Below are 24,956 nucleotides of genomic sequence, written 5' to 3' on the forward strand. Positions count from 1 at the left end.
CCTCCTTGGGCGCTATCCGTGCCGCACGGGAAACAGGCCCTGCGGCCGCAGCGCCAGCACCAGCGCCATGACGATGTAGATCAGCATCGAGGCGATCGCCGGGCCGGCCGCGTTGGCGGCGGCCGGCGGCAGCGCGGCGCGCAGCAAGGCCGGCAGCAGCGCGCGGCCGAGCGTGTCGACCAGCCCCACCATCAGCGCCGCCAGGAAGGCGCCGCGCACCGAGCCGATGCCACCGATGACGATCACCACCAGCGTCAGGATCAGGATCGGTTCGCCCATGCCGGTCTGCGCCGACAGGATCGGCCCGGCCATCAGGCCGGCCACGCCGGCCAGCACCGCGCCCAGCACGAACAGCAACGTGTTCAGGCGCGCGATGTTCACGCCCAGCGCGCCCACCATCATGCGGTCGGTGGAGCCGGCGCGGATCAGCATGCCCAGCCGCGTGCGGTGGATCAGCGCGTAGCAGCCCGCCGCCACCGCCAGCCCGGCCACGATGATGAGAAAGCGGTACAGCGGGTAGGTGACGCCGAGCAGATCGATGGTGCCCGACAGCCACGATGGCAGGCCCATGCTGATGGGCGCCGGGCCCCAGATGATGCGGGTCAGCTCGTTGAAGAACAGGATGAAACCGAAGGTGGCGAGCACCTGGTCCAGGTGCTCGCGCGGATACAGCCGCGCCAGCGCGATGCGGTCCAGCAGCAGGCCCAGCAGCGCCATGCCCGCCACCACGGCGGCCGCGGCCAGCAGGAACGAGCCGCTGTGGCGGAACACGGTGGCCGCGATGAAGGCGCCCATCATGTACAGCGAGCCGTGCGCCAGGTTGATGAAGTTCATGATGCCGAACACCAGCGTCAGGCCGGCGGCCAGCAGGAAAAGCAGGATACCCAGCTGCAGGCCGTTCAGGGCCTGCACCAGCAGCAATGTCGCGGACATGGCGCCTTACCTCGTTCTTGCCCGGCAGGCCGGCGTCATTTCATGGCGCACTGGGCGGCGTACTGATCCGAGACCTTGGACAGGTCGGCGAAGATCGGGCCCTTGTTGACGAAGCCGACCTTGCCGTCCGCGCCCGCCGCCACGTCGGCGCGGAAGAAGCCGGCCGCCGGGAAGTGGTTCGGCTGGTAGCGGAATTCGCCGCGCACCGACTGGAAATCGGCCGCCTCCAGCGCCTTGCGCAAGGCTTCCTTGTCGTCGGTCTTGCCGCCGGTGCGCTTGAGCGCCGAGCCGATCAGCTGCGCCGCGTCCCACGACTGGGCCGCGTAGCTGGACGGCTCGCGGCCGTACTTCTGGCGGAAGGCGGCGGCGAAGTCCTTGTTGGCGGCGTTGTCCAGGTCGGGCGAGTACGGCACGTTGGTGACCGCGCCGAGCGCGTCCTTCTGCAGCGCGGGCAGGGTGGCGCCGTCGATGGTGTCGACCGACAGCAGCGGGATCTTGTCGAACAGGCCGGCCTGGCGGTACTGCTTGATGAAGTTCACGCCCATGCCGCCGGGAAAGAACACATAGGCGGCATCGGGCTTGGCATCGGCCAGCGCCGCCAGCTCGACCGAGTAGTCGGGCTGGTTGACCTGGGTGAAGACCTCGTTGACCACCTCGCCCTTGAAGAAGCGCTTGAAGCCGGCCATGGCGTCCTTGCCGGCCTGGTAGTTGGGCGCCAGCAGGTAGACCTTCTTGAAGCCCATCTGGTTGGCCATCTCGCCGCTGCCTTCGTGGCGCTGGGTGTTGTTCCACGAGGTCGAGAAGAAGAACGGCGAACAGTCCTTGCCGGCCAGGTTGGTGGGGCCGGCGTTCGAGCCCACCAGGAACACGCCGGCGCCGGTGACCGGCCGCGCCACCGCCAGCATCACGTTGGAATACACCACGCCGGTGATGATCGGCACCTTGTCGCTCTGCACCAGCTTGCGCGCGGCCTGCACGCCGACCTCGGGCTTGAACTGGTCGTCTTCCTTGATGACCTGCACCGGCACGCCGCCGAGCTTGCCGCCGCCCTGTTCGACGGCCAACATGAAGCCGTCGAGCTGGTCCTGCCCCAGCACCGAGCCGGGCCCGGTCAGGGTGGTTAACAGGCCGATCTTCACATCGGCCCAGGCGGCGGCGCCGGGCGCCAGGGCGACGGCCGCGGCGGCGGCCAGCAGATGGATGCGTTTCATGGTGAATCCCCTTGCGTTGCCGTGTCTCACGGTCATGGTTGGCGGGCGGCTCAGCGGTCCAGCCCGAAGAACGTCTGTGTGTTGGCCGACAGGATCTTGTGCTGCACCGCGGGCAGCAGGTCGGAATTCGACACCAGCCGGCCGACCTCCTGCTCGCCCAGCGGATACGGATAGTCGGAACCGAGCAGCACGCGGTCCTCGCCCATCACGTCGATCAACAGCCGCAGCGAGCGCGGATCGAACACGGCGCTGTCGACGTAGAAGCGGTCGGTGTACGACGAGGGCGGCTGCGGACAGTCCTGGCGCACGATGTCGCGGTGGCGCCAGGCGTTGTCCACGCGCCCCAGCAGGAAGGCGAAGCTGCCGCCGCCGTGGGCGAAGCACAGCTTCAGGCTGCGCGGAATGCGCTCGAACGCGCCGGACAGGATCAGCGACAGGATGCCCAGCTGGGTTTCGGCGGGCATGGCGACCAGCCACGGCAGCATCCAGCGCTTCATGCGGCCGTCGGTCATCATGTCCCAGGGGTGCACCAGCACCGGGATGCCGTCGTTGGCGCAGTGCACCAGGAACTGCACCAGTGTGTCGTCGTCCAGGTCGCGCGGGCCGACGTGGTTGCCGATCTGCACGCCCAGGTGGCCGGCGGCGCGGGCGCGCGAGGCCTCGCGGCAGGCCAGCTCCAGGTCCTGCAGCGGCACCTGCGCCAGCGCCTTGAGGCGGCCGGGCGCGAAGGCGCAGTGTTCCAGCGCCAGGTCGTTCATGCGCGCGGCCCAGTCGGCCGCGGCCTGCGCGGGATAGGTGTAGCCGAACATCACCGGCGTGGCGCACAGGATCTGCAGGTCGACGCCGTGGCGGTCCATCTGTGCCACGCGCAGGGCCGGGTCCCACAACGTGGCGTCGACCGGGCGGAAGGGGCGGTCGCCGGCCATGATCTGGCCGGTCGAGCCGTCGCCGTCGCGCCGCAGCCAGGGCGCGCCGGCCGGGTCCAGCGCCGCCGCTTCCTGCCGCGTGATGGGCGGGAAGAAGTGCGCGTGCATATCGATTTTCAGGGTCATAAAGAGGGCGGATGACAGGTTGGGGGCGTCAGGCGGGCGACGGCTGCGCGGCGGGGGCCTGCGCCTTGCCGGGGTGGATCGCGCCGCAGCCGGGGCAGGTGCGCTTTTCCTCGCTGGCGTAGAAGGCCTGGAACAGCGGCGGCAGGTCGGTGACGATGCTCTTCAACTGCACCTCGACGCGGTGCACCAGGTGGCCGCAATGCGGGCAATACCATTCGAAGCCGTCCAGCAGTCCCTGCGGACGCTGGCGCTCGATCACCAGACAGGCGCTGCCGGTCTCGGGGCGTTGCGGCGAATGGCGCACATGCGGCGGCAACAGGAAGATGTCGCCTTCCTTCAGGTCGACCCGTTCGGGCTTGCCGTCGATCCACAGCGACAGCCAGGCGTTGCCGCGCACCTGGTAGAAGAACTCTTCCAGCGGATCGTCGTGATAGTCGGTGCGCAGGTTGGGGCCGCCGACCACGGTGACGATGAAATCGGCGTCCTGCCAGATCTGCTGGTTGCCCACCGGCGGTTGCAGCAGGTGGGCATGGTCCTGGATCCAACGCTGGAAATTCAGGGGCGGGCCATAGGCGGGCATGACGGTCTCCGGGAGGCGCTTGCGGACTTCGCTGAAGGCAAGTCTAGGCGGGGGAAGGGGCCGCGGCACAATAGAAATTGCGCGGTTGGATATGCGGGGTATCTATCGCGGGGTTTCCCTGAACGGGATATCCCGGATGCCGTGGTCGGCGCTCAGGCGCTGGCGGGGCGCTGCGCCGCGATCTGTTTCAGGTAGTCGACCAGCCGCAGGCAGGCCGGCGTCAACGGCCGGTCGGCGCGGATCGAATAGCCGACGTCGCCGAACGCGCCGAAGGCGTCGGTGGGCAGGCGCGTCAGCACGCCCATGGCCAGGAACTGGGCCGCGGCGTCGTAGGGCATCAGGGCCAGCGCGTCGCTGTGCATCAGGATGCCGATATTGGTCAGCAGCGACAGCGATTCGACGTGGCGCGTGGGCAGCCGCACGCCGGCATCGAAGAAGCTGCGCTCGATCGAGGCGCGCAGCGGCGAGGTGGGCGCGGGCAGGATCCAGATGTGGTCGGCCAGCTCGGCCAGCGTCACGCGCGCGGCGCCCGCCAGCGGATGGCACGCGCCGGCCACCAGGCACAGGTCCTCGCGGTAGAGCTTGTGGTGGTCGACGGCGACGCCCGAGATCGACGCCATGTCGGCGCCCGGCAGGCGGCCCACCACGATGTCGACGTCGCCGGTGGCCAGCGCCGGCAGCAACTGCGCCGACGGCCCCTCGCGCACCGTGACCTGGATGCCGGGGTGCTCGGTCATCAGCCGCGCGATGGCCTCGGGCAGCAGCTTGGCCGAGGCCGCGATCAGCGTGCCCACCACCACGTGGCCGCTGGCGCCGCCCAGCACCGCGTCGATGTCGTCGGCCATGTAGCGGATCTCGGCCATCATGGCGTGCACGCGGCGGCCCAGCACCAGCGCCAGTTCGGTCGGCGTGACGCCGCGGTTGGAGCGCTCGAACAGCGTCGCGCCGAAGAACGCTTCCAGGTCGTGGATGGCCTTGGTGACGGTGGGCTGGGTCAGGTGCATTTCGCTGGCGGCGCGCGACAGCGAGCGGCGCGCCAGCACGCGCTCGAAGATCTGCAGCTGGTGCAGCTTCAGTTTGTGGCTGAGCGCGTTGGGCGTGATGCGGAAGTTCGACATGCGCGCGGCCGTCCCGGCGCGGCGGCCGGGGCGGCGATCCTGTTCCGAGGGAAAAGCCGGGAGGCGGTCGGGCGCCATGGCCGCGCGGGTGCCGGTCAGCGCGCCAGCGGCTTGTAGGCGACCGCCTTGATCTCAATCAGCAATTGCGGGTGCGGCAACTGATGCACCGCCACGGTGGTGCGTGCCGGCCCATCGGCGTCGAAGAACTCGCCGTAGACCTGATTGTAGCCACCGAAGTCGTTCATGTTGACCAGGAAAGTACTGATCTCGACCACGTCCGCCAGGTCCGCGCCGGCGCTGGCCAGGATGTCGCGGATGTTCTCGATCACCGCGCGCGTCTGCGCCCGGATGTCGAGCGTGGTGGTGCCCATGGCGTCGACCTCGGCGCCGGCGATGCGGTTGTCGGGCAGGCGCGAGCTGGTGCCGGAGACGAACAGGAAGTCGCCGGCGCGCTTGATGTGGGGATACTTGCCGCGCGGCGTGGCCTTGCCGGCGACGACGGTGGCGCGGGTGGAGGATTGGGTCATGGCGGTGTCCTTGAAGGCGCTGTGGCTCACAGCTTGATGCAGACGTTGGTGGGTTCGGTGTAGAAATGCAGCGAATGGCGGCCGCCTTCGCGGCCGATGCCGGACAGGCCGCTGCCGCCGAACGGCGTGCGCAGGTCGCGCAGGAACCAGCAGTTGACCCAGGCCAGCCCCACCTTCATGGCCTGCGCGACGCGGTGGCCGCGGGTCAGGTCCCGTGTCCAGACGGCGGCGGCCAGGCCGTAGCGGGTGTCGTTGGCCAGGCGGATGGCCTCTTCCTCGGTGTCGAACGGCGCCACGTGGCAGACCGGGCCGAACACTTCTTCCTTGATGCAGCGCGCGCTCTCGGGCAGGCCGGTCCAGATGGTCGGCTGCACGTAGGCGCCGGCGTCGCGCGCATCGCCGAACACCGGCACGCCGCCGCCGGTGACGACCGTCGCGCCTTCCTCGCGCGCCAGGGCGAAATACGACAGCACCTTGTCCCGGTGTTCGCGAGACACCAGCGGCCCCATGCCGGTGTCGGCATCATCGGGCCAGCCGATGCGCAGCGCCCGCGCGCGCTCGGCCAGCGCGGCGACGAAGCGTTCGTAGATCGGGCGCTGCACGTACACGCGTTCGGTGCACAGGCAGACCTGGCCGCAGTTGGCGAACACCGAGCGCGCGGTGCCGTCGACCGCCGCCTCGAAATCGGCGTCGGCGAACACCAGCGCCGCGTTCTTGCCGCCCAGCTCGAACGACACCGGCTTCACGCCCGGCGCCACGGCGCGCATGATGGCCGCGCCGGTGGCCGATTCGCCGGTGAAGGTGATGCCGTCGATGTCCGGATGCGTGGTGATGAACTCGCCCGCCGAGCCCGGCCCGAAGCCATGCGTCAGGTTCAGCACGCCGGGCGGAAGACCCGTGTCGTGCGCGACCTCGGCCAGCAGCGTGGCGGTGGAGGGCGTGACCTCCGACGGCTTCATGATGACGGTGTTGCCGAACGCCAGCGCCGGCGCCACCTTCCAGGTCAGCAGCAGCAGCGGCAGGTTCCACGGCGAGATCACGCCGACCACGCCCAGCGGCTTGCGGTAGGCGTAGTTCAGCGCCTGGCGGCCGTCGGGCGTGTCGGTCATGTAGCTTTCCATGTCCAGCGTGCGCGCCAGCTCGGCGAAGGCGCGGAAGTTGGCGGCGCCGCGCGGAATGTCGATCTGGCCGGCCCAGGACACCGGCTTGCCGGTGTCGCCGATCTCGGCCTGCAGGAAATCATCGAAGCGGCGGTTGATGCCGTCGGCCAGCGCCAGCAGGTGGTCGGTGCGCTGGACCACCGGCAGCGCGGCCCAGGCGGGCAGGGCGCGATGGGCGGCGGCGACGGCCCGGTCGACCTGCTCGCGGCTGGCTTCGTGCGCCTGGGCGATCAGCGCGTGATCCACCGGACTGTGTTTGTCGAAGGTGGACGCGCCGTCTTCGAAGCGGCCGTCGATGTAGTTGCGCAGCTGGCGGATCGTCATGATCGGGATTCCGGGTAGGGCCTCGTGGGCGCTGGCTATAAGGTACGTATACGTACTATTATGGCGATCATAGGCAGCGCCCGAAACGAAGTCAATGCAGGGTTTTGCCCAGGGCGCTGCTTACAATCGCCATGCCCCTTCCCTGGACCGCCCGATGACCGCTTCCCGTTCGACCCCCCGTCCGGCCTCGCCCCGCGCCCTGCGGGAATTCGACCTGACCCAGGTGGCTTCGCACCTGCTGCGCCGCGCCCACTTCCGGGCCGAGGCGCTGTTCGCGCAGGCCTTTCCGGACGAGGACCTGACGCCGCGCCAGAAGGCCCTGCTGATCACCGTCCACCAGAATCCGGGCGCGACCCAGAGCCGCATCGCCGAACTGATCGCGCTGGACCGCAATTCCTTCGCCGAAATGATCGCCCGCATGACCGCCAAGGGCTATGTGCGGCGCACGCGCTCGGCCGAGGACGGCCGCGCCTATGCGCTGGAGATCACGGACGAGGGCATGGCGCTGCTGGCGCGGGTGCTGCCGCGTGATGCGCAGGTGGAGGCGCAGGTGCTGGCGCCGATCCCGGAGGAACTGCGGCCCGTGTTCCTGCAATGCCTGCGCCTGATGGCGGGGCTGGAATCGTCCGAGGCGCCGTGAGGGCGGGAAAGGCCCGCGCCTGGCGGATCGGAGGAGGCGGCCTGGTTAAGGCCTGTCCGACGGCGGTGATGCCGGGGGAGCGGATGCCGGCGCGGCCGGCGCCGCGGATGTCGGCGCGGCAGACGCCGAATCCGGACTCGACGCCGTGGAGGCCGCGGGCGCCTTGGGCTGAGCCGCGCGCCCGAAGCGCAGCGCGAACTGCCGCGTGAACACCGCCCCGAAAAAGAAGATCTGCGCCGAGTAATAGATCCACAGCAGCAACGCGATCAGCGACCCGGCCGCGCCGTAGGCCGACACCGCCGCGCCCCGGCTCAGGTACACGCCGATGCCCCACTTGCCCACCAGGAACAGCGCCGCCGTGACGATGGCGCCGGGAATCACGTCGCGCCAGGAGATCCGCGCGCTCGGCAGCAGCTTGAAGATCACCGCGAACAGCGCCACCACCACCGAGAACGAAAACAGGCTCGACGCCCAGTCGGCCGCCGTGGCGAAGGCCGACGCCGTCCACAGGTCGCCGTAGTACTTGCGCGCGGCGCCCAGGCCCGCGTTCACGGTCAATGAAATCAGCAGGAACAGCGCCAGCACCAGCACCAGGCCGAACGACAGCATGCGACTGCGCACCATGCCCTGGATGCCGCCCTTCTGGTTGCCGGACACCTCCCACAGGTCGTCCAGGCTGGCCTTGAGCTCGGCGAAGGCCGTGGTGGCGCTGAAGATCAGCACGAAGATCGAGATCAGCGCCGCGATCCAGCCGCCACCCGATTCATGGGCGCTGGCCAGCACCGTCTGGATCACCTCGGCGCCGCGCTCGCCGGTCAGGTCGCGCAGCGACGCGAACAGCTCCGAACGCACCGCGTCCTCGCCGAAGAAAGCGCCGGCCACCGCGATCACCAGGATCAGCATCGGCGCCAGCGAGAACACCATGTACAAGGCCAGCGCCGCGCCCTTGCTGGAGGCGCGATGGGTCGACCACTGGTTGGCGGAATCCATCAACAGGCCGCCGATCTCCGACGGACGCAGGGCACGCAGGCTATTGGGAAGGCGCATGGGGCTGGCTCGGGCTAGGGAGCCTTCATTGTAGGGCCCACAAAAGAAAAACCCCCGGGGCGAAGGTCCGGGGGTCTTTCGGGGTACTGCGTTCCCCGGCCGGAGCCGGGGAGGCCTTGCAGGGGAAGCGGGACTTAGAAGTCCATGCCGCCCATGCCGCCCATGCCGCCGGGCATGGCCGGGGCAGCGGGCTTGTCTTCGGCCAGTTCCACAACGGCGGCTTCGGCGGTCAGCAGCAGGCTGGCGACGGAGGCGGCGTTCTGCAGGGCGGTGCGGGTCACCTTGGTGGGATCCAGCACGCCTTGCTCGACCAGGTCGGTGTACTCGCCGGTCGCGGCGTTGTAGCCGTAGTTGCCCTTGCCTTGCAGCACGGTGTTGACCACCACGCTGGCTTCTTCGCCGGCGTTGGTGACGATGGTGCGCAGGGGTTCTTCGACGGCACGCAGGATCAGCTTGATGCCGGCGTTCTGGTCAGGCGTGTCGCCCTTCAGGTCGGAGATGGCTTGCTTGGCGCGCAGCAGAGCCACGCCGCCGCCGGCCACAACGCCTTCTTCCACCGCAGCGCGCGTGGCGTGCAGGGCGTCTTCGACGCGAGCCTTCTTTTCCTTCATTTCGACTTCGGTGGCAGCGCCAACGCGAATCACGGCAACGCCGCCGGCCAGCTTGGCCACGCGTTCTTGCAGCTTTTCACGGTCGTAGTCGGACGTGGCTTCTTCGATCTGGATGCGGATCTGCTTGACGCGCGCTTCGATCGACTTGCTGTCGCCAGCGCCGTCGATGATCGTGGTGTTTTCCTTGCCCACTTCGATGCGCTTGGCTTGGCCCAGTTCAGCCAGGCCGGCCTTTTCCAGCGACATGCCGGTTTCTTCGGAGATCACCGTGCCGCCCGTCAGGATGGCGATGTCTTCCAGCATGGCCTTGCGGCGGTCGCCGAAGCCAGGCGCCTTGACGGCGGTGGTCTTCAGGATGCCACGGATGTTGTTGACCACCAGGGTCGCCAGGGCTTCGCCCTCGACGTCTTCGGCGATGATCAGCAGCGGACGGCTCGACTTGGCGACTTGTTCCAGCACCGGCAGCAGGTCACGGATGTTGCTGATCTTCTTGTCGAAGATCAGGACGAACGGGTCTTCCAGCGCGGCGACTTGCTTTTCCGGGCTGTTGATGAAGTAGGGCGACAGGTAGCCGCGGTCGAATTGCATGCCTTCGACGACGTCCAGCTCGTTTTCCAGCGACTTGCCGTCTTCGACGGTGATGACGCCTTCCTTGCCGACCTTGTCCATCGCGTCAGCGATGATCTGGCCGATCGAGGAGTCGCTGTTGGCCGAGATCGAGCCAACCTGGGCGATTTCCTTGCTGGTCGTGACCGGCTTGGATTGCTTCTTCAGCTCGGCGACGGCGGCGGCGACGGCCTTGTCGATGCCGCGCTTCAGGTCGATCGGGTTGAAACCGGCGGCAACGTACTTCAGGCCTTCCTGAACGATGGCCTGGGCCAGCACGGTGGCGGTGGTGGTGCCGTCACCGGCGTTGTCGGAGGTCTTGGAGGCGACGTCCTTGACCAGCTGGGCGCCGATGTTCTCGAACTTGTCCTTCAGTTCGATTTCCTTGGCGACGGAGACGCCGTCCTTGGTCACGGTCGGGGCGCCGAACGAGCGCTCCAGCACGACGTTGCGACCCTTGGGGCCCAGGGTGGTCTTGACGGCGTTGGCGAGGACATTCACGCCACGGACGATGCGCACGCGGGCGTCGTCACCGAACAGTACTTGCTTGGCAGCCATTTGTTAGCTTCCTTCGAAAATTCGTTTGAGGCAGGGTTTACTGGACCACGGCGAGGATTTCGTCCTCGCGGATGACGAGCAGTTCTTCGCCGTCAACCTTGACGGACTGGCCGGCGTACTTGCCGAACAGAACCTTGTCGCCAGCCTTCAGGTCGACCGGCAGGATCTTGCCGTCTTCGGTCTTCTTGCCGGGGCCGACGGCCACGACTTCACCTTGGTCAGGCTTTTCAGCGGCGCTGTCGGGGATGACGATGCCCGACGCAGTCTTACGCTCGTTTTCGAGGCGTTTGACGATCACGCGATCGCCCAGGGGACGCAAGGCCATGAGGAACTCCTGTTACTAAAGAAGAAAGTGAATGATCGGTTAGGCCCGGGAGGACTGTTAGCACTCACCGGAGTCGAGTGCTAATTATAGGGATGATGTCGCGGGGTTCAAGGGGGGGCAGGCCGCTGTTACATATGGCCAGGGGGGATCCTGGAATTTGTGCGGAAGCATTCGTCCCTAATATCAGATGTCGAAATTCACCCAACTTGGGATTTACGTCATCCGGTTTGGGAATCGAGACTTTTCGATATACAAGTGTCGAAATTCATCTAACTTGGGATTTACGTCATCCAGTTTGGGAATCGAGAATTTCCGATATACAAGCACTGGCGCGGCCTCTGACCAGGTTTTGCCTCTAAAGGTCCGATTTTGGGTGTTGATCGCAGGGTGACCCGCCCTTCTTACAGAACGAAGCCTGCGCCAGTCGCTGGCTACTCGAGGCGCCTGGCCGGGCACGCCGCGCCGGTCCGGTGCGGGCACGCGTCTTCCCGTTCACATTGCGCGTCAACTTGGACAGTCGATCCGCTACCGATGCCTCCGACCTGGTGGCGCTGCAACCACACCACAACGGCCTGGTCGCCTGCCAGCGAACAGCGCAGGCGACGCTTTTCAGGGCTGCTATTGATATGAAACATCGAGGTAACTCCAAATGAAAGGAGGCCTCATCGTGCAGTCACGACCGCGGGAGCGACCAAATAAAAACGCCGATCAGCTCGAAAGCTGGTCGGCGTCGCACAGCGGGGGAAACCCACCGTAGGGGTGGCCTTATTTTTCCTTGGAGATGCGCTTCCGTCAAGCGGCCATCGATAGATTTCACCGCCGAGGTTTGCGACTGGCGCGCGACTTCCACCAGCACGCTCTGGCGGCCTCCCTGCACGTGCCGGCCGCGCCGCTGTCGACGACCGTCTGCTCGCCCTGGCGGGCTTCCTGCTAGTGCCGCGGCGGCCGCCGGCGTCGCCTAGAAAATTCACGCATCTTCTTTCGACAAGAATTGGGTCGAGCAATTGGCGACGACCGCGGCCGCCAGCTCCGGCGAAGCGTTCTGCACCGTGGCCACATCCGCGGAGGCCGTCACCTCGAGCGCCCGCATTTGGCTATACACCTCAGCCCAAATGGGCGCGAGATGGATGATCGTGTTGACTGCGTGCCGCTGCTGCAGGTCCTCCAGCCGGTCCTTCAAGTGCACCAGGTCTTCCTTGTCGAACACCATGAATTCCTGAAAGGGGTGCCAGGTCAGAACCAGTTCATCAGACGGTCGACGGCCCTGAAAAATTCGGCGCACGTCCAAGTTCGAGGCAATGCTGTTCGCCGAGGCAAAGTCCAAGCCCGCGTCCATCAACAGCTTGGCCAACCGCATCAGGCACAGGTCCACCACCCCGAAGTGGGGCGTTTAAAGGGAGCGGCTACACGAAGCCAGGCAAAGGAACTTCTCCTGCGCCGCAACCGAAAGGACCACATCAATGCCCCTCCAACCTCAAACTGTTGTTCAACGCCTGGTAGCCGCTGCTGGCGCCGTGCTGCTGGCGCTGGCCGTGGCCTGCACCATTAACTTGCCGCCGACGCGGCACGAAGACTATCCGCTGCCGCGCGTGCAGGCGGCGTCGCCGGCCCACATGGCGCCTGAATGACGCCGGCGCCGGCTTGGTCGGCGCACCCGCCCTTTGCAACCCAGGCCCGCGCCCAGCGCGGGCTACCTGGTGCTGCCCTGCAACGCTTCCTCTGCCCAGTGTAGGAATGTCGGCGCCGTCATGGTGTACATGCGTCTCACATCAACCGGCCTGTGGCTTCGTGAATGCGGCAACATCGCAAAATCCCGATTTAGATGAAGTTTTCCTCGCAAAATCCCAACTTGAGTGACTCGACGAGACCAACGTCAATGACGCACTTTTCACAGGGTATTGATTTGACGGTGATGCCGTCCCCTCGCATGCTGAACGTCGACAACTGCTATACCAATAGCACTATGTGCTATGGAATGCGGATATACTGGACTCGGTTGGGTTCCTGCACGCAGGTCTCCCCCCGCGTGCGAGCGCTGGCCCGACGGGCGGCGCCACGGCCGCAGCGCACCAGGTGAGGCCGTGGCGCCGAGCCACCGTCGGGCGCCCTGCCCGCCCCGTTTCCAGCATCTACCGTGTGAGGTATCCAGTATGTCCAAAGCAAGTGAGTACGCAGCCCTGAAACGCCGCATCGAGCAATACGAATCCGACCATCCCGAGCTGGTCGTCCTGGCCGTCTCCAGTGCCACCGCCGGTCGCCCGTCGCCCGACGCGCCGCTGGAGAAGGTGATCTATAAGACGAAGTCCGACGAGATCTGGCTCGTCTTGGCCGTCGGCTACGGCTGGGCCCAGCGCAACGTGGTCTGGTCCGCCAACCTGCACGAGGTCAAGGTAGATCCGCGTCGCCCGCGCATGGTTGACCATGGTCAACCGGCCCGCGTGATCTTCGAAGAGGTGGACCACTAAGCCGGCACATGGCCTGCGCGCGGCGCGCGTAGGCCTTCTGCCGCCGGCGCTAGCCGCCACTGGCCAATGCCGCAAACGATCCGCAAAGGTGTTCCCCCTATGTCCCCTGAATTCGATCCCGACGCGCCCGTGTCGCCCCTGGCCAACTTGCCGGCCGGCGTCTATTCGGCCGACCGCAAGACCTTCAACGCCGAGGTATTCGGCAAGCTTCTAGTGGCCGCGCGCGCGCTGGTCCCCGTCACCCTGGTCCAGGTGGCGGCCGACACCAACATTCATCACAGCACGCTGTCCAAAATGGACAAGGGCCAACCCGTCGACCTGCAGAAGTGCGCCCGGGTGCAGGGCTATCTTGAGCACCGCGGCATAGAATTCGTGGCGGGCACCCGCGAGATTGCCCTGCGCTTCGACCCTAACTTCCGTGCCGGCGGCGGTGTGGCCATCACCATAGACCCGACGATGCCGTCCGGGACGCGCTTCATTCATCCTCGGGCGCTCAATCTGGACGATCTGTTGGCTACGCTGCAGGAGGCCGGCGTGCAGGTACAAGGTGAGCCAGTTTTACGGCAAATCCTGGAGCTGGATCTGACCAATGACTGGTGCGGTGTATTAGTTGGCCTGGCGCGAAGTGGCAGGAAGAACGGTGTGCGGTTCATGCGAGCGACCTCCGGCGGCCCCGCCGACTATGAGCTAGTCGAGCTGCTGCGCGATTTCCCCTTCGCCGACGAGAACGCACGTCGCGATTTCGTGCGCAACATTCTCGCGGTCGAGCAAGGGGCTCCGGAGCCTGCATCGGCTCCCATGCTTTTTGGACGCTAGCGCATTTTTCCAATACGCCCGTAACGAAGGTATAGCGCCAGCATCCGAGCGGGATGCACACCCATGTGCGTGCATGGCCCGGTCTTCCACATTAGCTCCCCTTCAGCTTGTATGACTCAAGCGCTTTTCAACATCTGCCTGTGCGCTTCCCTGGCCCCTGGGGCAACCAATTCAAAAAAGCTCAGGTTCAGTGTTTGGGTAAACACGTCCGTGAAGTATTCAAATGTGGCGAGTTCATGCGAAGTGATCACAAACTTCGCCCCTTTCTCGTACATGAAGAACATGGCCGCGTTGGAGTCGCAAAAATCAGCAAGGCTCTCAGGAACTTCAGTTGCTCCGTGGATAAAGCAATTGCGAATCATCGCTATGCCACCAAGAGTCTTGGCGTATGTCGAGTAGTCGTATTCACCTTCATATGCGACCGGAATTAGCAAACCCGTTTGCTGAATAAAGTTGTTGAACACTTTCTCGATGTTGTCGTAAAGCTTCTTCCTATGCCAGGCGTCTAACCGCTGCTTCCAGAGCACGTTCCATGTTTCGAGTTGGCCTTCGCTCTGACTGCGAGCCTTGTAGGCCTTTCTCAAATTGATAAATTCATCTCCCTTGCATATGCTGAGAGGATTGTGCTCGAGATAGGCTCTGAATAGCTTGAAGATAAACTCCTCCAAGCAGGCATAAAGATTGCAGAACCCCCACGCGGGGAGCATTGACATTGTGCTCTCATGGACCTCGGACGCGAAGTCTCCATCCCAGGCTCGCACATAAGTAAGAGCGGGACCTTCTCCGCCAGGCTGATTTCTGATGCCACTTATCGCGAACGTTTTGCCCGTATCTAGCCATTCTCGGGATTTGTATTTCTCGGCGGCGATTTGCAGTCCGTTTATGGCAACGGCCCATCGGAGAAATGTGCTGTGAAAAACGCCTCCGAAATCCATGGTGATCGCATTGGCGTCCTGGGCCCATCTGGGTTCTATGCAACTACCTTGGTACTCGAGCCACTTTGCCTGATCTGGGGCTTTTGGGTCAAAGCCGGCGTCCATGATCGGAATCATTTGGCGCTCGATAAAATTGAGCTCCGTCCATGAGGTAGTATTTCCGCTCAATGAGTCTTTCCCGTTGCGGTGTTGTTGGCTCATTTTTTCCAGGCTCTCTTCTTCAGACAGGCCGGGCGCGCAACTGACGATATCGGTGCACTACCGCCACTGCGGTAACTGGCGAGGATTGTCTCTGGAGATCCTCATATGCTTGAAAAACGAGCTTGGAAATTCTGTAGATATCGTCCGTGGGGAATTCGATCTGCACAGCCGCGTTGGCCTGGCGGAGAAATGCTATCAATGCTTCTCTAGTGCCACTTGCTGCAAAGTAATCGAGGGGGTTCGGAGGTGTGGGCTCCTGCAGGATCTCCCACACGCCACTCGGGTCGCGGCGAACGCGAATATTCTGATCCTCGCCGACAGGGACTCGCAAAACTACTCCGCGCGCATCGTCCGATACCTTTTCTGCCTTATCGGGATTTGCGCCCAAGCTGCTGGTTTCGATCGCGTGCAAAATCCGGTTCAACTGCGCGGCTGAATTGGGCATAGTATTTCTGGTTGTATCAGTAAGAGAAGTGCGAGGATACCTCAACCTGGTGACGCGGGAAATAGTTGGGTACATGCGATCCTGGAGCTGGACCTGACCAACGACTGGTGCGGTGTATTGGTCGGCCTAGCGCGAAGCGGCAGAAAGAACGGTGTGCGGTTCATGCGACCGGCCTCCGGCGGTCCCGCCGACCGTGACCTAGTCGAGCTGCTGCGCGATTTCCCCCTTCGCCGATGACAACGCGCGACGCGCGTTCGTGCACAACATTATTTCGCAGGATCAATCCTAATGACGTCAGAGCTATCGCCTAAGCGAGGCGCAGCGGACGTCGTCGCGCTGTTGCGCGGTTCTGCCGGCCGCTTGCAATTTCATTACAAACTGTGTCAATGTACCCGTTGCGACGAACATTGCTTCGCGCACGACATTTGCCTCTAGGGGCTGATTTCGCGATGCGATTCCTGGTTGACTCCCTGCTCTCCCAGACGCAGCCAGCGCAAGCACTGACTACCGCGGGCGCCTGCTGGACCGATTCAGGCAGTCCCCCAGGGCGGTCAGATGTCTGCTTGCTTTGGCCGCCTTAAAAGTCATGCAGCGAGTGCCGTGCAAGTAGTAAGCGGGTAGGATTTCCGCAGCCCGCCTCTCCACAGGGGTAGTCCCATGCGCTTCTCGAAGTCCCATGAGGGGAAATATTTTTTGGAATAATTTTGTTGAATTTTTCAGAAATGAGGCGTAGATTGCTGTTGTCAAAGACTTTTATCGCTCCCAATGAATGCCGTCCCCCAGGAAGAAGTCGTAAGTCGCCTTGGTAAAGCTCTCCCTGCGCTGACATCTTGCATCGCGCGAGCATGGGCGCGCTACGGAGAGTACCCTGCCGAGCTCAGGATGGCTCATTCCTCCCGTTCGCGCGCGAGCTTGATCCATGACCACGCCATCGACTTTGCCCGGCAGCACTTCGATGTGCATCCTGGCTCGCAATGTCAAGAAATACGCAAGCTTTTCCTGGTGTACTTCGACGCCGGGATCGTTGTGAGATTCAAGAAACTCGATGAGAAGTTCCGAGCGAGCAACATCCATACTCAGCAATGTATGAAATTTATGGATCAGCTTCCCTTGCCGAGCTTTGGGGAAACAATCAACCTGCATGTCGGCTATCGGTTGAACCGTCTACAGACGGACCTGGAGGGCATCTATCTTGCCTGCCCTAATGGACCGACCACGAATGCTTGGGTGATGCATATTGGCAACACCGCAAGTGGCGACGACGCACTTAGCCTCGTCCCCCACCTTCCGATTCCCCCGGCACCTCCTGCCACGGCGAAGAAGGTTGTAAAGTTCGCGCCTCGCAAGCAGGACCGAGGAAATGGAAAAGCAAGTCAATAACCGCATGATCACCATGGCGCGTGAGTCACGAGAGATGACTCAGGCCTCGCTCGCCCGTGCACTGGGTGTCACGCAGGGAACGCTCTCAAAGCTTGAAGCCGGAATGGTGTCTTGCCCCGCAGATCTGCTAGCTAGGCTAGCGACCGCGTTGGACTACCCTCCGTCATTCTTCAATTCAACCAAACCACTGCATGGTATCGGCACGGGAGCCCACCACCTTCTTTATCGTAAACGCGCCTTACCGGCCAAGACGCTCAAGCGCATCGAAGCAGAGATCAATCTCAAGCGAATGCACCTTGAGGAGTTGTTAGCATCTACGGAGATGGAGTCGGACCTGATGTTGCCCCGCTTGGATGTTGAAGATTTCCAAGGGGATGCAGCTCAAGTGGCTCAGGCGGTGCGAATCACATGGAACTTGCCCTCAGGTCCTATAGACAACGTAACCGAGCTCATCGAGCGCGCAGGCATCATCATCATCGAGCATGACTTCGGCTCGGATCGCGTGGATGCAACTAGCCTTCGTTGTGACGGTCTCCCGCCGATGGTTTTTGTGTCATCTGGCTTTCCGGGTGATCGTCTGCGCTTCACCTTAGCGCACGAACTGGGACACCTAGTGATGCATACCGTGCCACACCCTGCTGTCGAAGACGAGGCCAACCAGTTTGCCGCTGAATTCCTAATGCCTGCTTCGGAGATTGGACATCAGTTGCACCGATTGGATCTGTCGAAGGCTGCGCGACTCAAGCCATATTGGAAGACATCTATGGCGTCATTAGTCTATCGGGCACGTGAACTTGGCCGAATTACGGACAGCCAGTTCAAGTACCTTTTCTATCAACTGAGCGCTAGTGGGATGCGGACGCAGGAACCAAGCGAGTTGGCGATTCCGAAGGAACAGCCAACTACGCATGCTGCTTTGGTCGACTATTTCCGCCTAAATTTGGGCTACAGCATCCAAGAACTAATGGAGCTCTTCCGGCTAAATGAGCGAGATTTCTCTCGACACTATGTTCCAACTGAGCCCGTATCTCATTTGCGGCTGGTAACTTCAGACAAGTCTTGATCGATGACATCAATTTAGGCTCTTGCGCGTTGCTCCAGACGCCAAGACTCTGTTATCTGGAGCGTTAGGAGTGAAGTGTGGCCACAAACAGCAAGCAGACGTCCCGTGGTGTCGCCTCAACCGCGGGGAAGACTCTGGGCAGTTCGTCCGCAAGCAGCTTGCAAAAGTCGCTCGCAGGATCTGCATTACGCCAGACCGGCAGCTCGGCTCAAACCGGTGCCAACTTGGAAGCGCGGGCTTCTCGCGCTCTCGATAACTCGCGCTCGGCGGCTGTGACGAAGACATTGGCTGGATCTGTGGTGTCTCAATCCAACAAAAAACGTTAAAAGTCTAAAGCTACACTATCAGGCCGCATCTCGAAAGAAATGCGGCCTTTTTCCGCACTGGGGCTTTCTGATGTTGCCGTCATGCCCACTGAGCCTCTCATCCTTTACCAGACCCAAGGGGTTGCAGTCGGATTCGCCAAGTGCCAGCAAGCGAGCCGATCGAACTAGTGCCTGGAACCCGAGATTTTATCCAGAATTTGCATAGCCACCCTTGTTTGAAGAAGCATCGCACTACAACAGCTTTTTGTGTGATAGCACCTGGCGCTCCGGAGGCATCTAGAAGACGCTGGTCAGCGTAGTCAGATCCTCAACCCCAAGCCACTGACGACTCCCTCGGATCCATCTCATCAAGAGCATCCCCGTCAATCCCATCGGGCCCGTATGCTGCCATGGTCAGCATATCTAAGATCGGCGTTATCTCGATTCCCATAATCTGAATTCGTTGTTTTGTCATCCGCTAATAAGCGGTTGTCGCATTCAAGGCTCGGAAATACAGTTCGAGGGTGTGCGAAGCCGCGAGGAGCGGCGCAATCTATACGGCCGATTGACTGAACACGGCAACAACGGGAGCTCATTTGACTGTTACGTCTAACGATTTCGGCATTTGCCTCGAGCGCTTACGAAAGCGCAGGGAGATGCATGCCAATCGTCTGGCGTTGCTTGCGGGTGTGGATCCTTCTTACATCACTCTACTCGAACGAGGACGCCGTCCCCCTCCCAGAGATGCTGTCCTTGGGCGTCTGATTGCAGCGCTCCTGCTTACTCCGCAGGAAGAGCAGGAACTCACTCGGGCCGCCTTGAACGAGCTCACACTGTGGCACATCGAGCGAATCAATGGGAACACTTCTGCAAGAGAATTGGCGAAGCGCATTTTTACGAACGACGCCCGACTGAGTGAGCAGGATTACCGAGTCATTGACTCACTTGTCCAGGCGCTGCTTCGTGAAAGCGGTACCACACGCGAATCGTGTGGAGATGCTGCAGCCCCTAACAGGGGGGAGCGGCTGGCATTAGCGGAGAAAGCCATGTAGAAAAAAGAAAACGCCGATCAACTCGAAGGCTGACCGGCGTTGTACAGCGGGCGAAACCCACCGTATTGGCGTACCTCAAGTTTCCCTCTGCTGAGCAATCCCGTCAAGCAAATTTCCGGCCTGTTTCAACAGGCTGCGGATTCCTATTGCCCTACGGAGGCAGAGATATGCTGCAGACACCTGGCCGGCAGGTGGTGACTCGTTCGCCGCATCGCCGCGTTGGTTACATCAGTTGCCCATGGTTCCAAGACCAGCAGATCCAGTACGAAAGCTTGCTTGAACAGAGCTTCGTCCGGATTGCGCTCTTGTGCCCTGGCGCCACCTCAATCGAGTCTCAACCCTTCAAGCTCAGCTTGCCAAGTGGTGGGACCTACACGCCGGACTTTCTTGTCCGGTGTGGTTTGGGCGTCCCAATTGTCGTTGAGGTCAAGCCGAGAGCCTTCATCAAGAAACACCGCAGCAAGCTGCTGGAGGCAACGGCTTGTCTCGCGGGCCACGGCTATCGCTTCCTGCTCACAACGGACGAAGAGATCAATCTGGACGGTCGTGCCGAACGTGCCTCTCTCATCCTTCGATATGCCAGGTGTGCCGATAGCACTGTGCATGCGCGCGAGTTCTCCACGAATCCACCGAAGATCAAGTATCCCGCACCGCTGAGCGATGTGGCAGAAATATGTGGCCTCAAGTTTCATCAGGCACTCGGCCTGGTTGGCCGCCGGTCCCTGTATGTAGGCGAAGACCTCAGCCTGGATCTGGTCTATGACCTCAACTCATTGATGGAGACCAACAATGGCAACTTATCCGCTGATTCGTGGCTTCGTAGCGCTGATTGGTGAGCGGCATTTCGCCTTTCATCGGATGCTCGACCTTCACACTGTTCAATTGGAGGATGTCCAGACGGGTGCGTTTCGCACTATGCAGGTGGCAGATCTGCAGCGGCAGGTCGCACGGGGGAAGATTCGTGTAGTGGGAAGCTCAGGCTCTGATCAATTCCTCGCGACGCAAGAAGAAAAGATGGATGCGATAGTCTCCGTCGAAATGCTGACTCGGGATCAACAGGAAGAGTGGCAACGGCGGCAGGCCTACGTGCTTGCGATGCGGCGCAGAGGCGTTTCTCGAGGAAACAAGAGACGCGTGACCGAGCTGTTGCCGCTCGTCTCTCAAACGCTTAAGGATCCTGACCTGCCCCCAGACTTAGTACGGCACCGAAATAGAGTCCAGGGTTAAAAACCGTTGTTGTCGATGCGCCTGAGCAAACTGCTCCGGCGTTAAGTATCCCAGCGCGCTATGCGGGCGTTCGGTGTTGTACTCGACGCGCCAGTCTTCGATCAAGGATTTGGCTTGGCGCAGCGACATGAACCAATGCTCATTCAGGCATTCATCGCGGAATTTTCCGTTGAAGCTCTCGATGTATGCATTCTCCACGGGTTTGCCTGGTCTGATGAACGACAGCTTCACGCCGACCTGATAGGCCCAAGCGTCCAAGGCCCTGCCGGCAAACTCTGGGCCGTTGTCCACGGTGATGGATTTGGGCAGCCCATGCAGTTCCGCAAGCCGTTGCAGCACCTGCGCCACCCGCAATCCCGGCAGTGATGTATCGACCTCGATGGCAAGACACTCGCGCGTGTAGTCATCGACGATGTTCAAGCACCGGAACCTGCGGCCATAGGCCAGACCGTCGGACACGAAGTCCATCGACCAGCTCTGATTCGGCGCCGTCGCAACGGGACGAACTACCCGTTCTGCGGGAGCGATGCGCTTGCGGCGACGCTTACGAACGCTCAAGCCGGCTTGGCTGTAAAGCCGCCAGACCCGCTTGTGATTCGTCTGCCAGCCTTCACGGCGCAGCAGAATATGGATGCGCCGATAGCCGTAGCGTCGCTTGAGCGCTGCCATCTCCTTCATGCGCTCGGTCAATGCCACATCGTCCGTGCGCTTACTTTCATAAGCGAATAGCGACCGGGAAATGCCTACCAGCCCGCAGGCCCGGGTGATACCCATGCCGCGCTCGGTCATCAACGTTCTGACCGCTTCGCGTTTGGCCTGCGGGCTTGCTACTTTCGGCTCAAAAGGTCCTGAAGCGCAGCCTTGTCCAGCATCGATTCAGCCAACAGCTTCTTGAGCTTGTTGTTCTCTTGCTCCAGCTCCTTCAGTCGCTGGGCGTCCGAGACGGTCATACCGCCGAACTTTGCCTTCCAGTTGTAGTACGTGGCCTCCGAGATCCCGTGCTTGCGGCACAGTTCGGCCACCTTGGCCCCTGCCTCGGCCTCCTTCAGCACGCCGATGATCTGTTCTTCCGTGAATCGTTTCTTCATTGTCGTTCCTTTGTGAACGGACTCTACATCGATTTCGTACTAACCACGGGGAGCAGGTCAGACGGACTCTAATGTTTCGAATAGGGAAAGGCCGATTGCTACGGTGTCGACGTAGATAACGGTCGGACGTTCGGGATGCCAAAGCGAATCGTAATAGCGTGGTTGTCGTGATGCTGGACGAGGATTGACCTCTCGTCGTTGAAAGTGCTCACTCGCATTAGCTATGCGCACGCGGTGGCCCCGGGACTCTAGGTGTCGGTATAGCTTGTTCGCGATCCTGACGATGGACTCCAGCTGGGCAGGCGAAGTCAAAATATCGGGAAGCAGTCGCTTGCGCGGCTTGTGGTAGCCCTCGTCGGAGATTCGGCCTATAGGGATAAGACCGATTGCCCCTTCGATCAGTGGATGGGTGGCGGGAATCCGTTTGTGCCGCAGGCTATTTTTTCCCGTTTCTCTTGGGGTTGTCTCGATCCTAGGGGAGGGCACAGTTTCGGTGATTGCCTCCACTTGGAGGCTTGGCGGCCGAGAGGGCCTGTCTGGCGGTGGCCGACGACGCTGTTGTGGGGGGAGCGGATTGGCAGGCAACCATTGGAGTTCGTCTCCTGGTGCTGCCGGCGGTAGGGTAGGCTTAGGTGGAGCTTTGCCCACAGCCTGTTTGGCCCAGTAGCCGGGTTGAGGCCTGGGCACATGCAAGCGTTTGCAGATCCGGGCTAGAAAGCTATCGGAGACGCCATACTTAGCGGCTAGATGCGTAGCTGGCTCCGACCAGACCGCCTCGTAGAGGGCTTCGCGCGAGATGGGGGAGGAAATGCCTGGTTTGTTGTCTGGAACGGACGTTTGATCCATAGGGCTCCACCAATTCTTCGGCTGCTTTCGGGAAAGAACTGGGCTATTTAGTACGAGGAAGCCCTGTGCGCTCAAATCCTTTGTAATAGCCGAGCGCCGGGCCCGGGTAAATCGTGCTTTCGCCCGACCTCTATCAGCCCCGCCCTGCAAAATCCCAAGTCACGTGAAGTTTTACTCGCAAAATCCCAACTTAAGTGACTTGCGGATCCCATCGGCCATGACATAATTTCCCTAAATGCTTGATTTAATTAGGATGTTGTTCCCACTCATGATGAACTTCGACAACAAGGACTGGCACGGCCTCCAGCCGGATTTCGCCTCTGGAGGTCCGATTTCCTGCGTCAAGTCCAGGGTGACGCGCCGTTTCTCAGGCAGCCTCGGCCGGTACTTCAGGCAGCGGCCCACGGGCCGCCGCCTGGGCGGCTGCTGTGCGTATCTTCGTCATCGGCATATCCATGATCCTTAGTCCTCATGATATGCCTCGCACACAAAATCACGGATAGGCCCGGGGGCTTACCATCAACCGCCATAGCATTGCGCGTAAGCAAAGTCGACCAAGCGCTTGTCTGAGACATCTTGTGGCGTGGACGGCTCTACTTGGAAATGCCCGAACATATCGTCGTTGCAGATCCTCACGTTCTTGCGCTGCGTACCTTCCTGCAATACGCAGGAGCCGCCAAAACTGTGATTACCCCCAGCGACGCCAACCGGTAGGTCAACCAGCTGGCTACAACCGATGATTCGGCCGCTTTGCTTCTGCTGCGCCAACGATTGGTTGAACGATTCAACGCGGGAGTTGGGATCGCGAATCGGCACAACATTAACGCATTCGGTTTGGTTGCCCGGCAGCTTGCAGTCTGAGTACGCCTCGCCATTGGCAATATGTTTCTCATTACGCGCCAGCATGGCGATGCGGGTTGTGTATGCTTGCCGCAGGCAGGCGCTGTCTTGGCAAATGTCACGAGCGTATTTAATCCAGTTGCGCTGTTCTTTGGCCAACTCTTTCTTGCCATAGGCATCGGTTGCGGCGAGTGCCGTTTCATAGGCCCCGTGCAATTTTCCATCCAGCGCGGATGTCTCGGCATCGCTGCAGATCAACCTTTCCGTAGCGCTCACGGCCTTGTTGCAATCAAAACTGGCGGCTTGGGCGCCAGTCCATAGTGTTGCAAGGCCCAACGTAAAGAGCAGCTTCATCGCATGTGCATACCGTGTCTTCCGTGCGTAAGCGGGTGGGCGTGTTGAATGCGGCTGGGTCATGATCCTAACTTCTCAGGTTGTATGTCGATGGTATCTTGCGTACAGCACAATACATCTCCTGTAGAAGTTCAACAAACCTGGAAATTTGGTCGCTCAATTTGAAAAGTAGCAATTGTGTGAACAGGAGGGTGATGCGGCCTTCCATCTTGTTCAGGCGCAGAGGCTATGTTCGTGGAGCAGCACAGGTCGGAAAGATGATTACTATGCGTGATGGCGGGACTGGCCATTCAGATAGGCAACTACAGTTCGCACGATGAGAACCCCCAATATTTTCCGTCGCTGGTGGGATCGGCAGAACGAACGGAACGCCATCAAGAATGACTTGATCGCGTTCAGCAAGGATTGTCTGCTGGCCGTGGGCCGGCATGTGCCCGATGCCCGCCGCCCTCGCGTCCGGGGCGTTTGGTACGGCGACCCAACGCACTCACGGATCGTGTGGACGGACGGCGCGGGCCGCAAGTGGCGATGGCCTCTTTTCATTCTCTTCTCCGTCTGCCAGAAGACGCCCGATGAACGCGACCTGATCATCGAGAAATCGTTGCGGAATCTGTTGAGCCCGCCGCCAGTGAGTCAATGGCGTGAACCGGAGTTCCGCACCGCAGAGCAAGTGGCGCAGCGACTGCTGGCATTGATCGCCGTGGTGTGGCGTGCCGATGAACGTGAAGACGTTGCGATGGAAGGCATTGCCTGGGCCGAGCAAAACGATGTCATCGCATTGCTTTCCCCGGCAGAAGCCCTCTACCTGGGACAAGCGCAGCGGCCTGCGCATCAGGACCTTGTGAATTTCAGTTGGCGCGCCGAGGCCATCGTGCCGCTGGCGTGGGCCCTGGGCGGCATGCCTGAGCTGCCGCCGTCTTGCCAGCGTGCGGACATCTGGGCGATCCCGCTGGTGCAAGTGGCCAAAGCCGCTCCGGCCGACTTCGTCGCCAATGCGTGTCTGCGGTCACTCGATGAGGTGGCGGACGAGGAACACCGACTGCAGGATGAGCACTGGCACGTGCACGACGCACAACTGCGCGGCCGACCCATCCCCGCCCACCTGGACGCTGGCGTGGTCACGGAGCGCCGCTATGCATTGAGCTGGATGGTGGGCTACGGCGAGTCGTGGGACGACGTGCCTGTAAATACCTGACGTCCCGCAGCGACTTACAATCGTTATTCTCTTCAACGCAATGGACGGTCTC

25 protein-coding genes are annotated in these 24,956 nt (G+C 62.0%); 10 read left to right on the forward strand and 15 right to left on the reverse strand.

What is annotated here, in order from left to right; genetic code table 11:
• Window positions 1-12: 12 nt before the first annotated feature.
• The 7 genes from AOZ53_RS26145 to AOZ53_RS26175 all read right to left on the reverse strand — a co-directional run bounded on the left by AOZ53_RS26145 (window position 13) and on the right by AOZ53_RS26175 (window position 6,905).
• Window positions 13-933, reverse strand: a complete 921-nt coding sequence (locus AOZ53_RS26145) for a branched-chain amino acid ABC transporter permease (RefSeq protein WP_049076096.1) — start codon at window positions 931-933, stop codon at window positions 13-15.
• 35 nt (window positions 934-968) lie between these two features.
• Complete coding sequence (locus tag AOZ53_RS26150; RefSeq protein ID WP_054428912.1) at window positions 969-2,144, reverse strand: ABC transporter substrate-binding protein; 1,176 nt, start codon at window positions 2,142-2,144, stop codon at window positions 969-971.
• A 50-nt stretch (window positions 2,145-2,194) separates the two neighbouring features.
• Window positions 2,195-3,196, reverse strand: coding sequence for an amidohydrolase family protein (locus AOZ53_RS26155; RefSeq protein WP_054489991.1), 1,002 nt, complete (start codon window positions 3,194-3,196; stop codon window positions 2,195-2,197).
• Window positions 3,197-3,224: 28 nt separating this feature from the next.
• Window positions 3,225-3,776 (reverse strand): 3-hydroxyanthranilate 3,4-dioxygenase, encoded by a 552-nt coding sequence (locus AOZ53_RS26160; protein ID WP_054428910.1) that lies wholly within the window; start codon window positions 3,774-3,776, stop codon window positions 3,225-3,227.
• 152 nt (window positions 3,777-3,928) lie between these two features.
• Entirely contained in the window at window positions 3,929-4,972 is a 1,044-nt protein-coding gene (locus AOZ53_RS26165) for a LysR substrate-binding domain-containing protein (protein ID WP_082385772.1), read from the reverse strand.
• Window positions 4,973-4,989: 17 nt separating this feature from the next.
• Window positions 4,990-5,421 carry a RidA family protein gene (locus AOZ53_RS26170; RefSeq protein ID WP_054429255.1) on the reverse strand — a complete coding sequence of 144 codons (432 nt, stop codon included), beginning with the start codon at window positions 5,419-5,421 and terminating at the stop codon, window positions 4,990-4,992.
• A 26-nt stretch (window positions 5,422-5,447) separates the two neighbouring features.
• Window positions 5,448-6,905, reverse strand: a complete 1,458-nt coding sequence (locus tag AOZ53_RS26175) for a 2-hydroxymuconic semialdehyde dehydrogenase (protein ID WP_054476227.1) — start codon at window positions 6,903-6,905, stop codon at window positions 5,448-5,450.
• A gap of 154 nt (window positions 6,906-7,059) precedes the next feature.
• On the opposite strand from AOZ53_RS26175, the gene AOZ53_RS26180 reads away from it, so the two are divergent.
• Window positions 7,060-7,545 (forward strand): MarR family winged helix-turn-helix transcriptional regulator, encoded by a 486-nt coding sequence (locus AOZ53_RS26180; protein ID WP_054489993.1) that lies wholly within the window; start codon window positions 7,060-7,062, stop codon window positions 7,543-7,545.
• 45 nt (window positions 7,546-7,590) lie between these two features.
• On the opposite strand, the gene AOZ53_RS26185 is transcribed toward AOZ53_RS26180, so the two are convergent.
• From AOZ53_RS26185 to AOZ53_RS26200, 4 genes are all read right to left on the reverse strand, one after another.
• Window positions 7,591-8,592, reverse strand: a complete 1,002-nt coding sequence (locus AOZ53_RS26185) for a YihY/virulence factor BrkB family protein (RefSeq protein WP_054476230.1) — start codon at window positions 8,590-8,592, stop codon at window positions 7,591-7,593.
• Window positions 8,593-8,726: 134 nt separating this feature from the next.
• Entirely contained in the window at window positions 8,727-10,367 is a 1,641-nt protein-coding gene (groL, locus tag AOZ53_RS26190; protein ID WP_006391317.1) for a chaperonin GroEL, read from the reverse strand.
• A 37-nt stretch (window positions 10,368-10,404) separates the two neighbouring features.
• On the reverse strand, window positions 10,405-10,692 hold the full coding sequence (gene groES / locus AOZ53_RS26195) for a co-chaperone GroES (RefSeq protein ID WP_006221616.1): 288 nt from the start codon (window positions 10,690-10,692) through the stop codon (window positions 10,405-10,407).
• Between the two features lie 967 nt (window positions 10,693-11,659).
• Complete coding sequence (locus AOZ53_RS26200; RefSeq protein ID WP_156333524.1) at window positions 11,660-12,049, reverse strand: hypothetical protein; 390 nt, start codon at window positions 12,047-12,049, stop codon at window positions 11,660-11,662.
• 103 nt (window positions 12,050-12,152) lie between these two features.
• Here AOZ53_RS26200 and AOZ53_RS34420 point away from each other — a divergent pair, with 103 nt between their 5' ends.
• From AOZ53_RS34420 to AOZ53_RS26210, 3 genes are all read left to right on the forward strand, one after another.
• A complete protein-coding gene (locus tag AOZ53_RS34420) occupies window positions 12,153-12,320 on the forward strand; it encodes a hypothetical protein (RefSeq protein WP_156333525.1) in 168 nt (55 codons plus the stop codon).
• A gap of 522 nt (window positions 12,321-12,842) precedes the next feature.
• Entirely contained in the window at window positions 12,843-13,157 is a 315-nt protein-coding gene (locus tag AOZ53_RS26205; protein WP_054489997.1) for a hypothetical protein, read from the forward strand.
• Between the two features lie 99 nt (window positions 13,158-13,256).
• On the forward strand, window positions 13,257-13,973 hold the full coding sequence (locus tag AOZ53_RS26210) for a hypothetical protein (protein ID WP_054489999.1): 717 nt from the start codon (window positions 13,257-13,259) through the stop codon (window positions 13,971-13,973).
• Window positions 13,974-14,089: 116 nt separating this feature from the next.
• On the opposite strand, the gene AOZ53_RS34425 is transcribed toward AOZ53_RS26210, so the two are convergent.
• Complete coding sequence (locus tag AOZ53_RS34425) at window positions 14,090-15,109, reverse strand: hypothetical protein (RefSeq protein ID WP_156333526.1); 1,020 nt, start codon at window positions 15,107-15,109, stop codon at window positions 14,090-14,092.
• Between the two features lie 19 nt (window positions 15,110-15,128).
• Window positions 15,129-15,554, reverse strand: a complete 426-nt coding sequence (locus AOZ53_RS34430; protein WP_156333527.1) for a hypothetical protein — start codon at window positions 15,552-15,554, stop codon at window positions 15,129-15,131.
• Between the two features lie 882 nt (window positions 15,555-16,436).
• On the opposite strand from AOZ53_RS34430, the gene AOZ53_RS34435 reads away from it, so the two are divergent.
• From AOZ53_RS34435 to AOZ53_RS34440, 5 genes are all read left to right on the forward strand, one after another.
• On the forward strand, window positions 16,437-16,934 hold the full coding sequence (locus tag AOZ53_RS34435) for a hypothetical protein (protein WP_156333528.1): 498 nt from the start codon (window positions 16,437-16,439) through the stop codon (window positions 16,932-16,934).
• Complete coding sequence (locus tag AOZ53_RS33815; protein ID WP_082385774.1) at window positions 16,915-17,997, forward strand: helix-turn-helix domain-containing protein; 1,083 nt, start codon at window positions 16,915-16,917, stop codon at window positions 17,995-17,997. Before AOZ53_RS34435 ends, AOZ53_RS33815 begins: the two co-directional genes overlap by 20 nt.
• A gap of 901 nt (window positions 17,998-18,898) precedes the next feature.
• Entirely contained in the window at window positions 18,899-19,354 is a 456-nt protein-coding gene (locus tag AOZ53_RS35285; RefSeq protein ID WP_197286526.1) for a helix-turn-helix domain-containing protein, read from the forward strand.
• A gap of 167 nt (window positions 19,355-19,521) precedes the next feature.
• The gene (locus tag AOZ53_RS26220; protein ID WP_054490002.1) at window positions 19,522-20,190 is read left to right on the forward strand and encodes a hypothetical protein; all 669 of its coding nucleotides are present in this window, start codon (window positions 19,522-19,524) and stop codon (window positions 20,188-20,190) included.
• Window positions 20,144-20,581, forward strand: coding sequence for a hypothetical protein (locus tag AOZ53_RS34440; RefSeq protein ID WP_156333529.1), 438 nt, complete (start codon window positions 20,144-20,146; stop codon window positions 20,579-20,581). The genes AOZ53_RS26220 and AOZ53_RS34440 overlap by 47 nt, the downstream gene beginning before the upstream one ends.
• On the opposite strand, the gene AOZ53_RS33830 is transcribed toward AOZ53_RS34440, so the two are convergent.
• Window positions 20,549-21,669 (reverse strand): IS3 family transposase gene (locus tag AOZ53_RS33830; protein WP_156333530.1). Its coding sequence is split into 2 segments (ribosomal slippage): window positions 20,549-21,411 and window positions 21,411-21,669, totalling 1,122 coding nucleotides; the frame shifts between segments, so codons are not numbered across the junction. The genes AOZ53_RS34440 and AOZ53_RS33830 overlap by 33 nt on opposite strands.
• Before the next feature lie 1,365 nt (window positions 21,670-23,034).
• Window positions 23,035-23,709 carry a lysozyme inhibitor LprI family protein gene (locus tag AOZ53_RS26235; RefSeq protein WP_054490004.1) on the reverse strand — a complete coding sequence of 225 codons (675 nt, stop codon included), beginning with the start codon at window positions 23,707-23,709 and terminating at the stop codon, window positions 23,035-23,037.
• 316 nt (window positions 23,710-24,025) lie between these two features.
• Between AOZ53_RS26235 and AOZ53_RS26240 the strand changes: the two genes are divergently transcribed.
• The gene (locus AOZ53_RS26240; RefSeq protein ID WP_054476232.1) at window positions 24,026-24,904 is read left to right on the forward strand and encodes a DUF4272 domain-containing protein; all 879 of its coding nucleotides are present in this window, start codon (window positions 24,026-24,028) and stop codon (window positions 24,902-24,904) included.
• Window positions 24,905-24,956 lie beyond the last annotated feature (52 nt).

Origin of the sequence: Achromobacter sp. 2789STDY5608621 (assembly GCF_001299375.1) — a bacterium.
Lineage (GTDB): Bacteria > Pseudomonadota > Gammaproteobacteria > Burkholderiales > Burkholderiaceae_B > Achromobacter > Achromobacter insuavis.

Bases quoted from the DNA above. Each gene is read 5' to 3' on its own strand.
- AOZ53_RS26145 (WP_049076096.1), bottom strand. From the start codon at position 933: ATGTCCGCGACATTGCTGCTGGTGCAGGCCCTGAACGGCCTGCAGCTG.
- AOZ53_RS26150 (WP_054428912.1), bottom strand. From the start codon at position 2,144: ATGAAACGCATCCATCTGCTGGCCGCCGCCGCGGCCGTCGCCCTGGCG.
- AOZ53_RS26155 (WP_054489991.1), bottom strand. From the start codon at position 3,196: ATGACCCTGAAAATCGATATGCACGCGCACTTCTTCCCGCCCATCACG.
- AOZ53_RS26160 (WP_054428910.1), bottom strand. From the start codon at position 3,776: ATGCCCGCCTATGGCCCGCCCCTGAATTTCCAGCGTTGGATCCAGGAC.
- AOZ53_RS26165 (WP_082385772.1), bottom strand. From the start codon at position 4,972: ATGGCGCCCGACCGCCTCCCGGCTTTTCCCTCGGAACAGGATCGCCGC.
- AOZ53_RS26170 (WP_054429255.1), bottom strand. From the start codon at position 5,421: ATGACCCAATCCTCCACCCGCGCCACCGTCGTCGCCGGCAAGGCCACG.
- AOZ53_RS26175 (WP_054476227.1), bottom strand. From the start codon at position 6,905: ATGACGATCCGCCAGCTGCGCAACTACATCGACGGCCGCTTCGAAGAC.
- AOZ53_RS26180 (WP_054489993.1), top strand. From the start codon at position 7,060: ATGACCGCTTCCCGTTCGACCCCCCGTCCGGCCTCGCCCCGCGCCCTG.
- AOZ53_RS26185 (WP_054476230.1), bottom strand. From the start codon at position 8,592: ATGCGCCTTCCCAATAGCCTGCGTGCCCTGCGTCCGTCGGAGATCGGC.
- groL (WP_006391317.1), bottom strand. From the start codon at position 10,367: ATGGCTGCCAAGCAAGTACTGTTCGGTGACGACGCCCGCGTGCGCATC.
- groES (WP_006221616.1), bottom strand. From the start codon at position 10,692: ATGGCCTTGCGTCCCCTGGGCGATCGCGTGATCGTCAAACGCCTCGAA.
- AOZ53_RS26200 (WP_156333524.1), bottom strand. From the start codon at position 12,049: ATGCGGTTGGCCAAGCTGTTGATGGACGCGGGCTTGGACTTTGCCTCG.
- AOZ53_RS34420 (WP_156333525.1), top strand. From the start codon at position 12,153: ATGCCCCTCCAACCTCAAACTGTTGTTCAACGCCTGGTAGCCGCTGCT.
- AOZ53_RS26205 (WP_054489997.1), top strand. From the start codon at position 12,843: ATGTCCAAAGCAAGTGAGTACGCAGCCCTGAAACGCCGCATCGAGCAA.
- AOZ53_RS26210 (WP_054489999.1), top strand. From the start codon at position 13,257: ATGTCCCCTGAATTCGATCCCGACGCGCCCGTGTCGCCCCTGGCCAAC.
- AOZ53_RS34425 (WP_156333526.1), bottom strand. From the start codon at position 15,109: ATGAGCCAACAACACCGCAACGGGAAAGACTCATTGAGCGGAAATACT.
- AOZ53_RS34430 (WP_156333527.1), bottom strand. From the start codon at position 15,554: ATGCCCAATTCAGCCGCGCAGTTGAACCGGATTTTGCACGCGATCGAA.
- AOZ53_RS34435 (WP_156333528.1), top strand. From the start codon at position 16,437: ATGGCTCATTCCTCCCGTTCGCGCGCGAGCTTGATCCATGACCACGCC.
- AOZ53_RS33815 (WP_082385774.1), top strand. From the start codon at position 16,915: ATGGAAAAGCAAGTCAATAACCGCATGATCACCATGGCGCGTGAGTCA.
- AOZ53_RS26220 (WP_054490002.1), top strand. From the start codon at position 19,522: ATGCTGCAGACACCTGGCCGGCAGGTGGTGACTCGTTCGCCGCATCGC.
- AOZ53_RS34440 (WP_156333529.1), top strand. From the start codon at position 20,144: ATGGCAACTTATCCGCTGATTCGTGGCTTCGTAGCGCTGATTGGTGAG.
- AOZ53_RS26235 (WP_054490004.1), bottom strand. From the start codon at position 23,709: ATGAAGCTGCTCTTTACGTTGGGCCTTGCAACACTATGGACTGGCGCC.
- AOZ53_RS26240 (WP_054476232.1), top strand. From the start codon at position 24,026: ATGAGAACCCCCAATATTTTCCGTCGCTGGTGGGATCGGCAGAACGAA.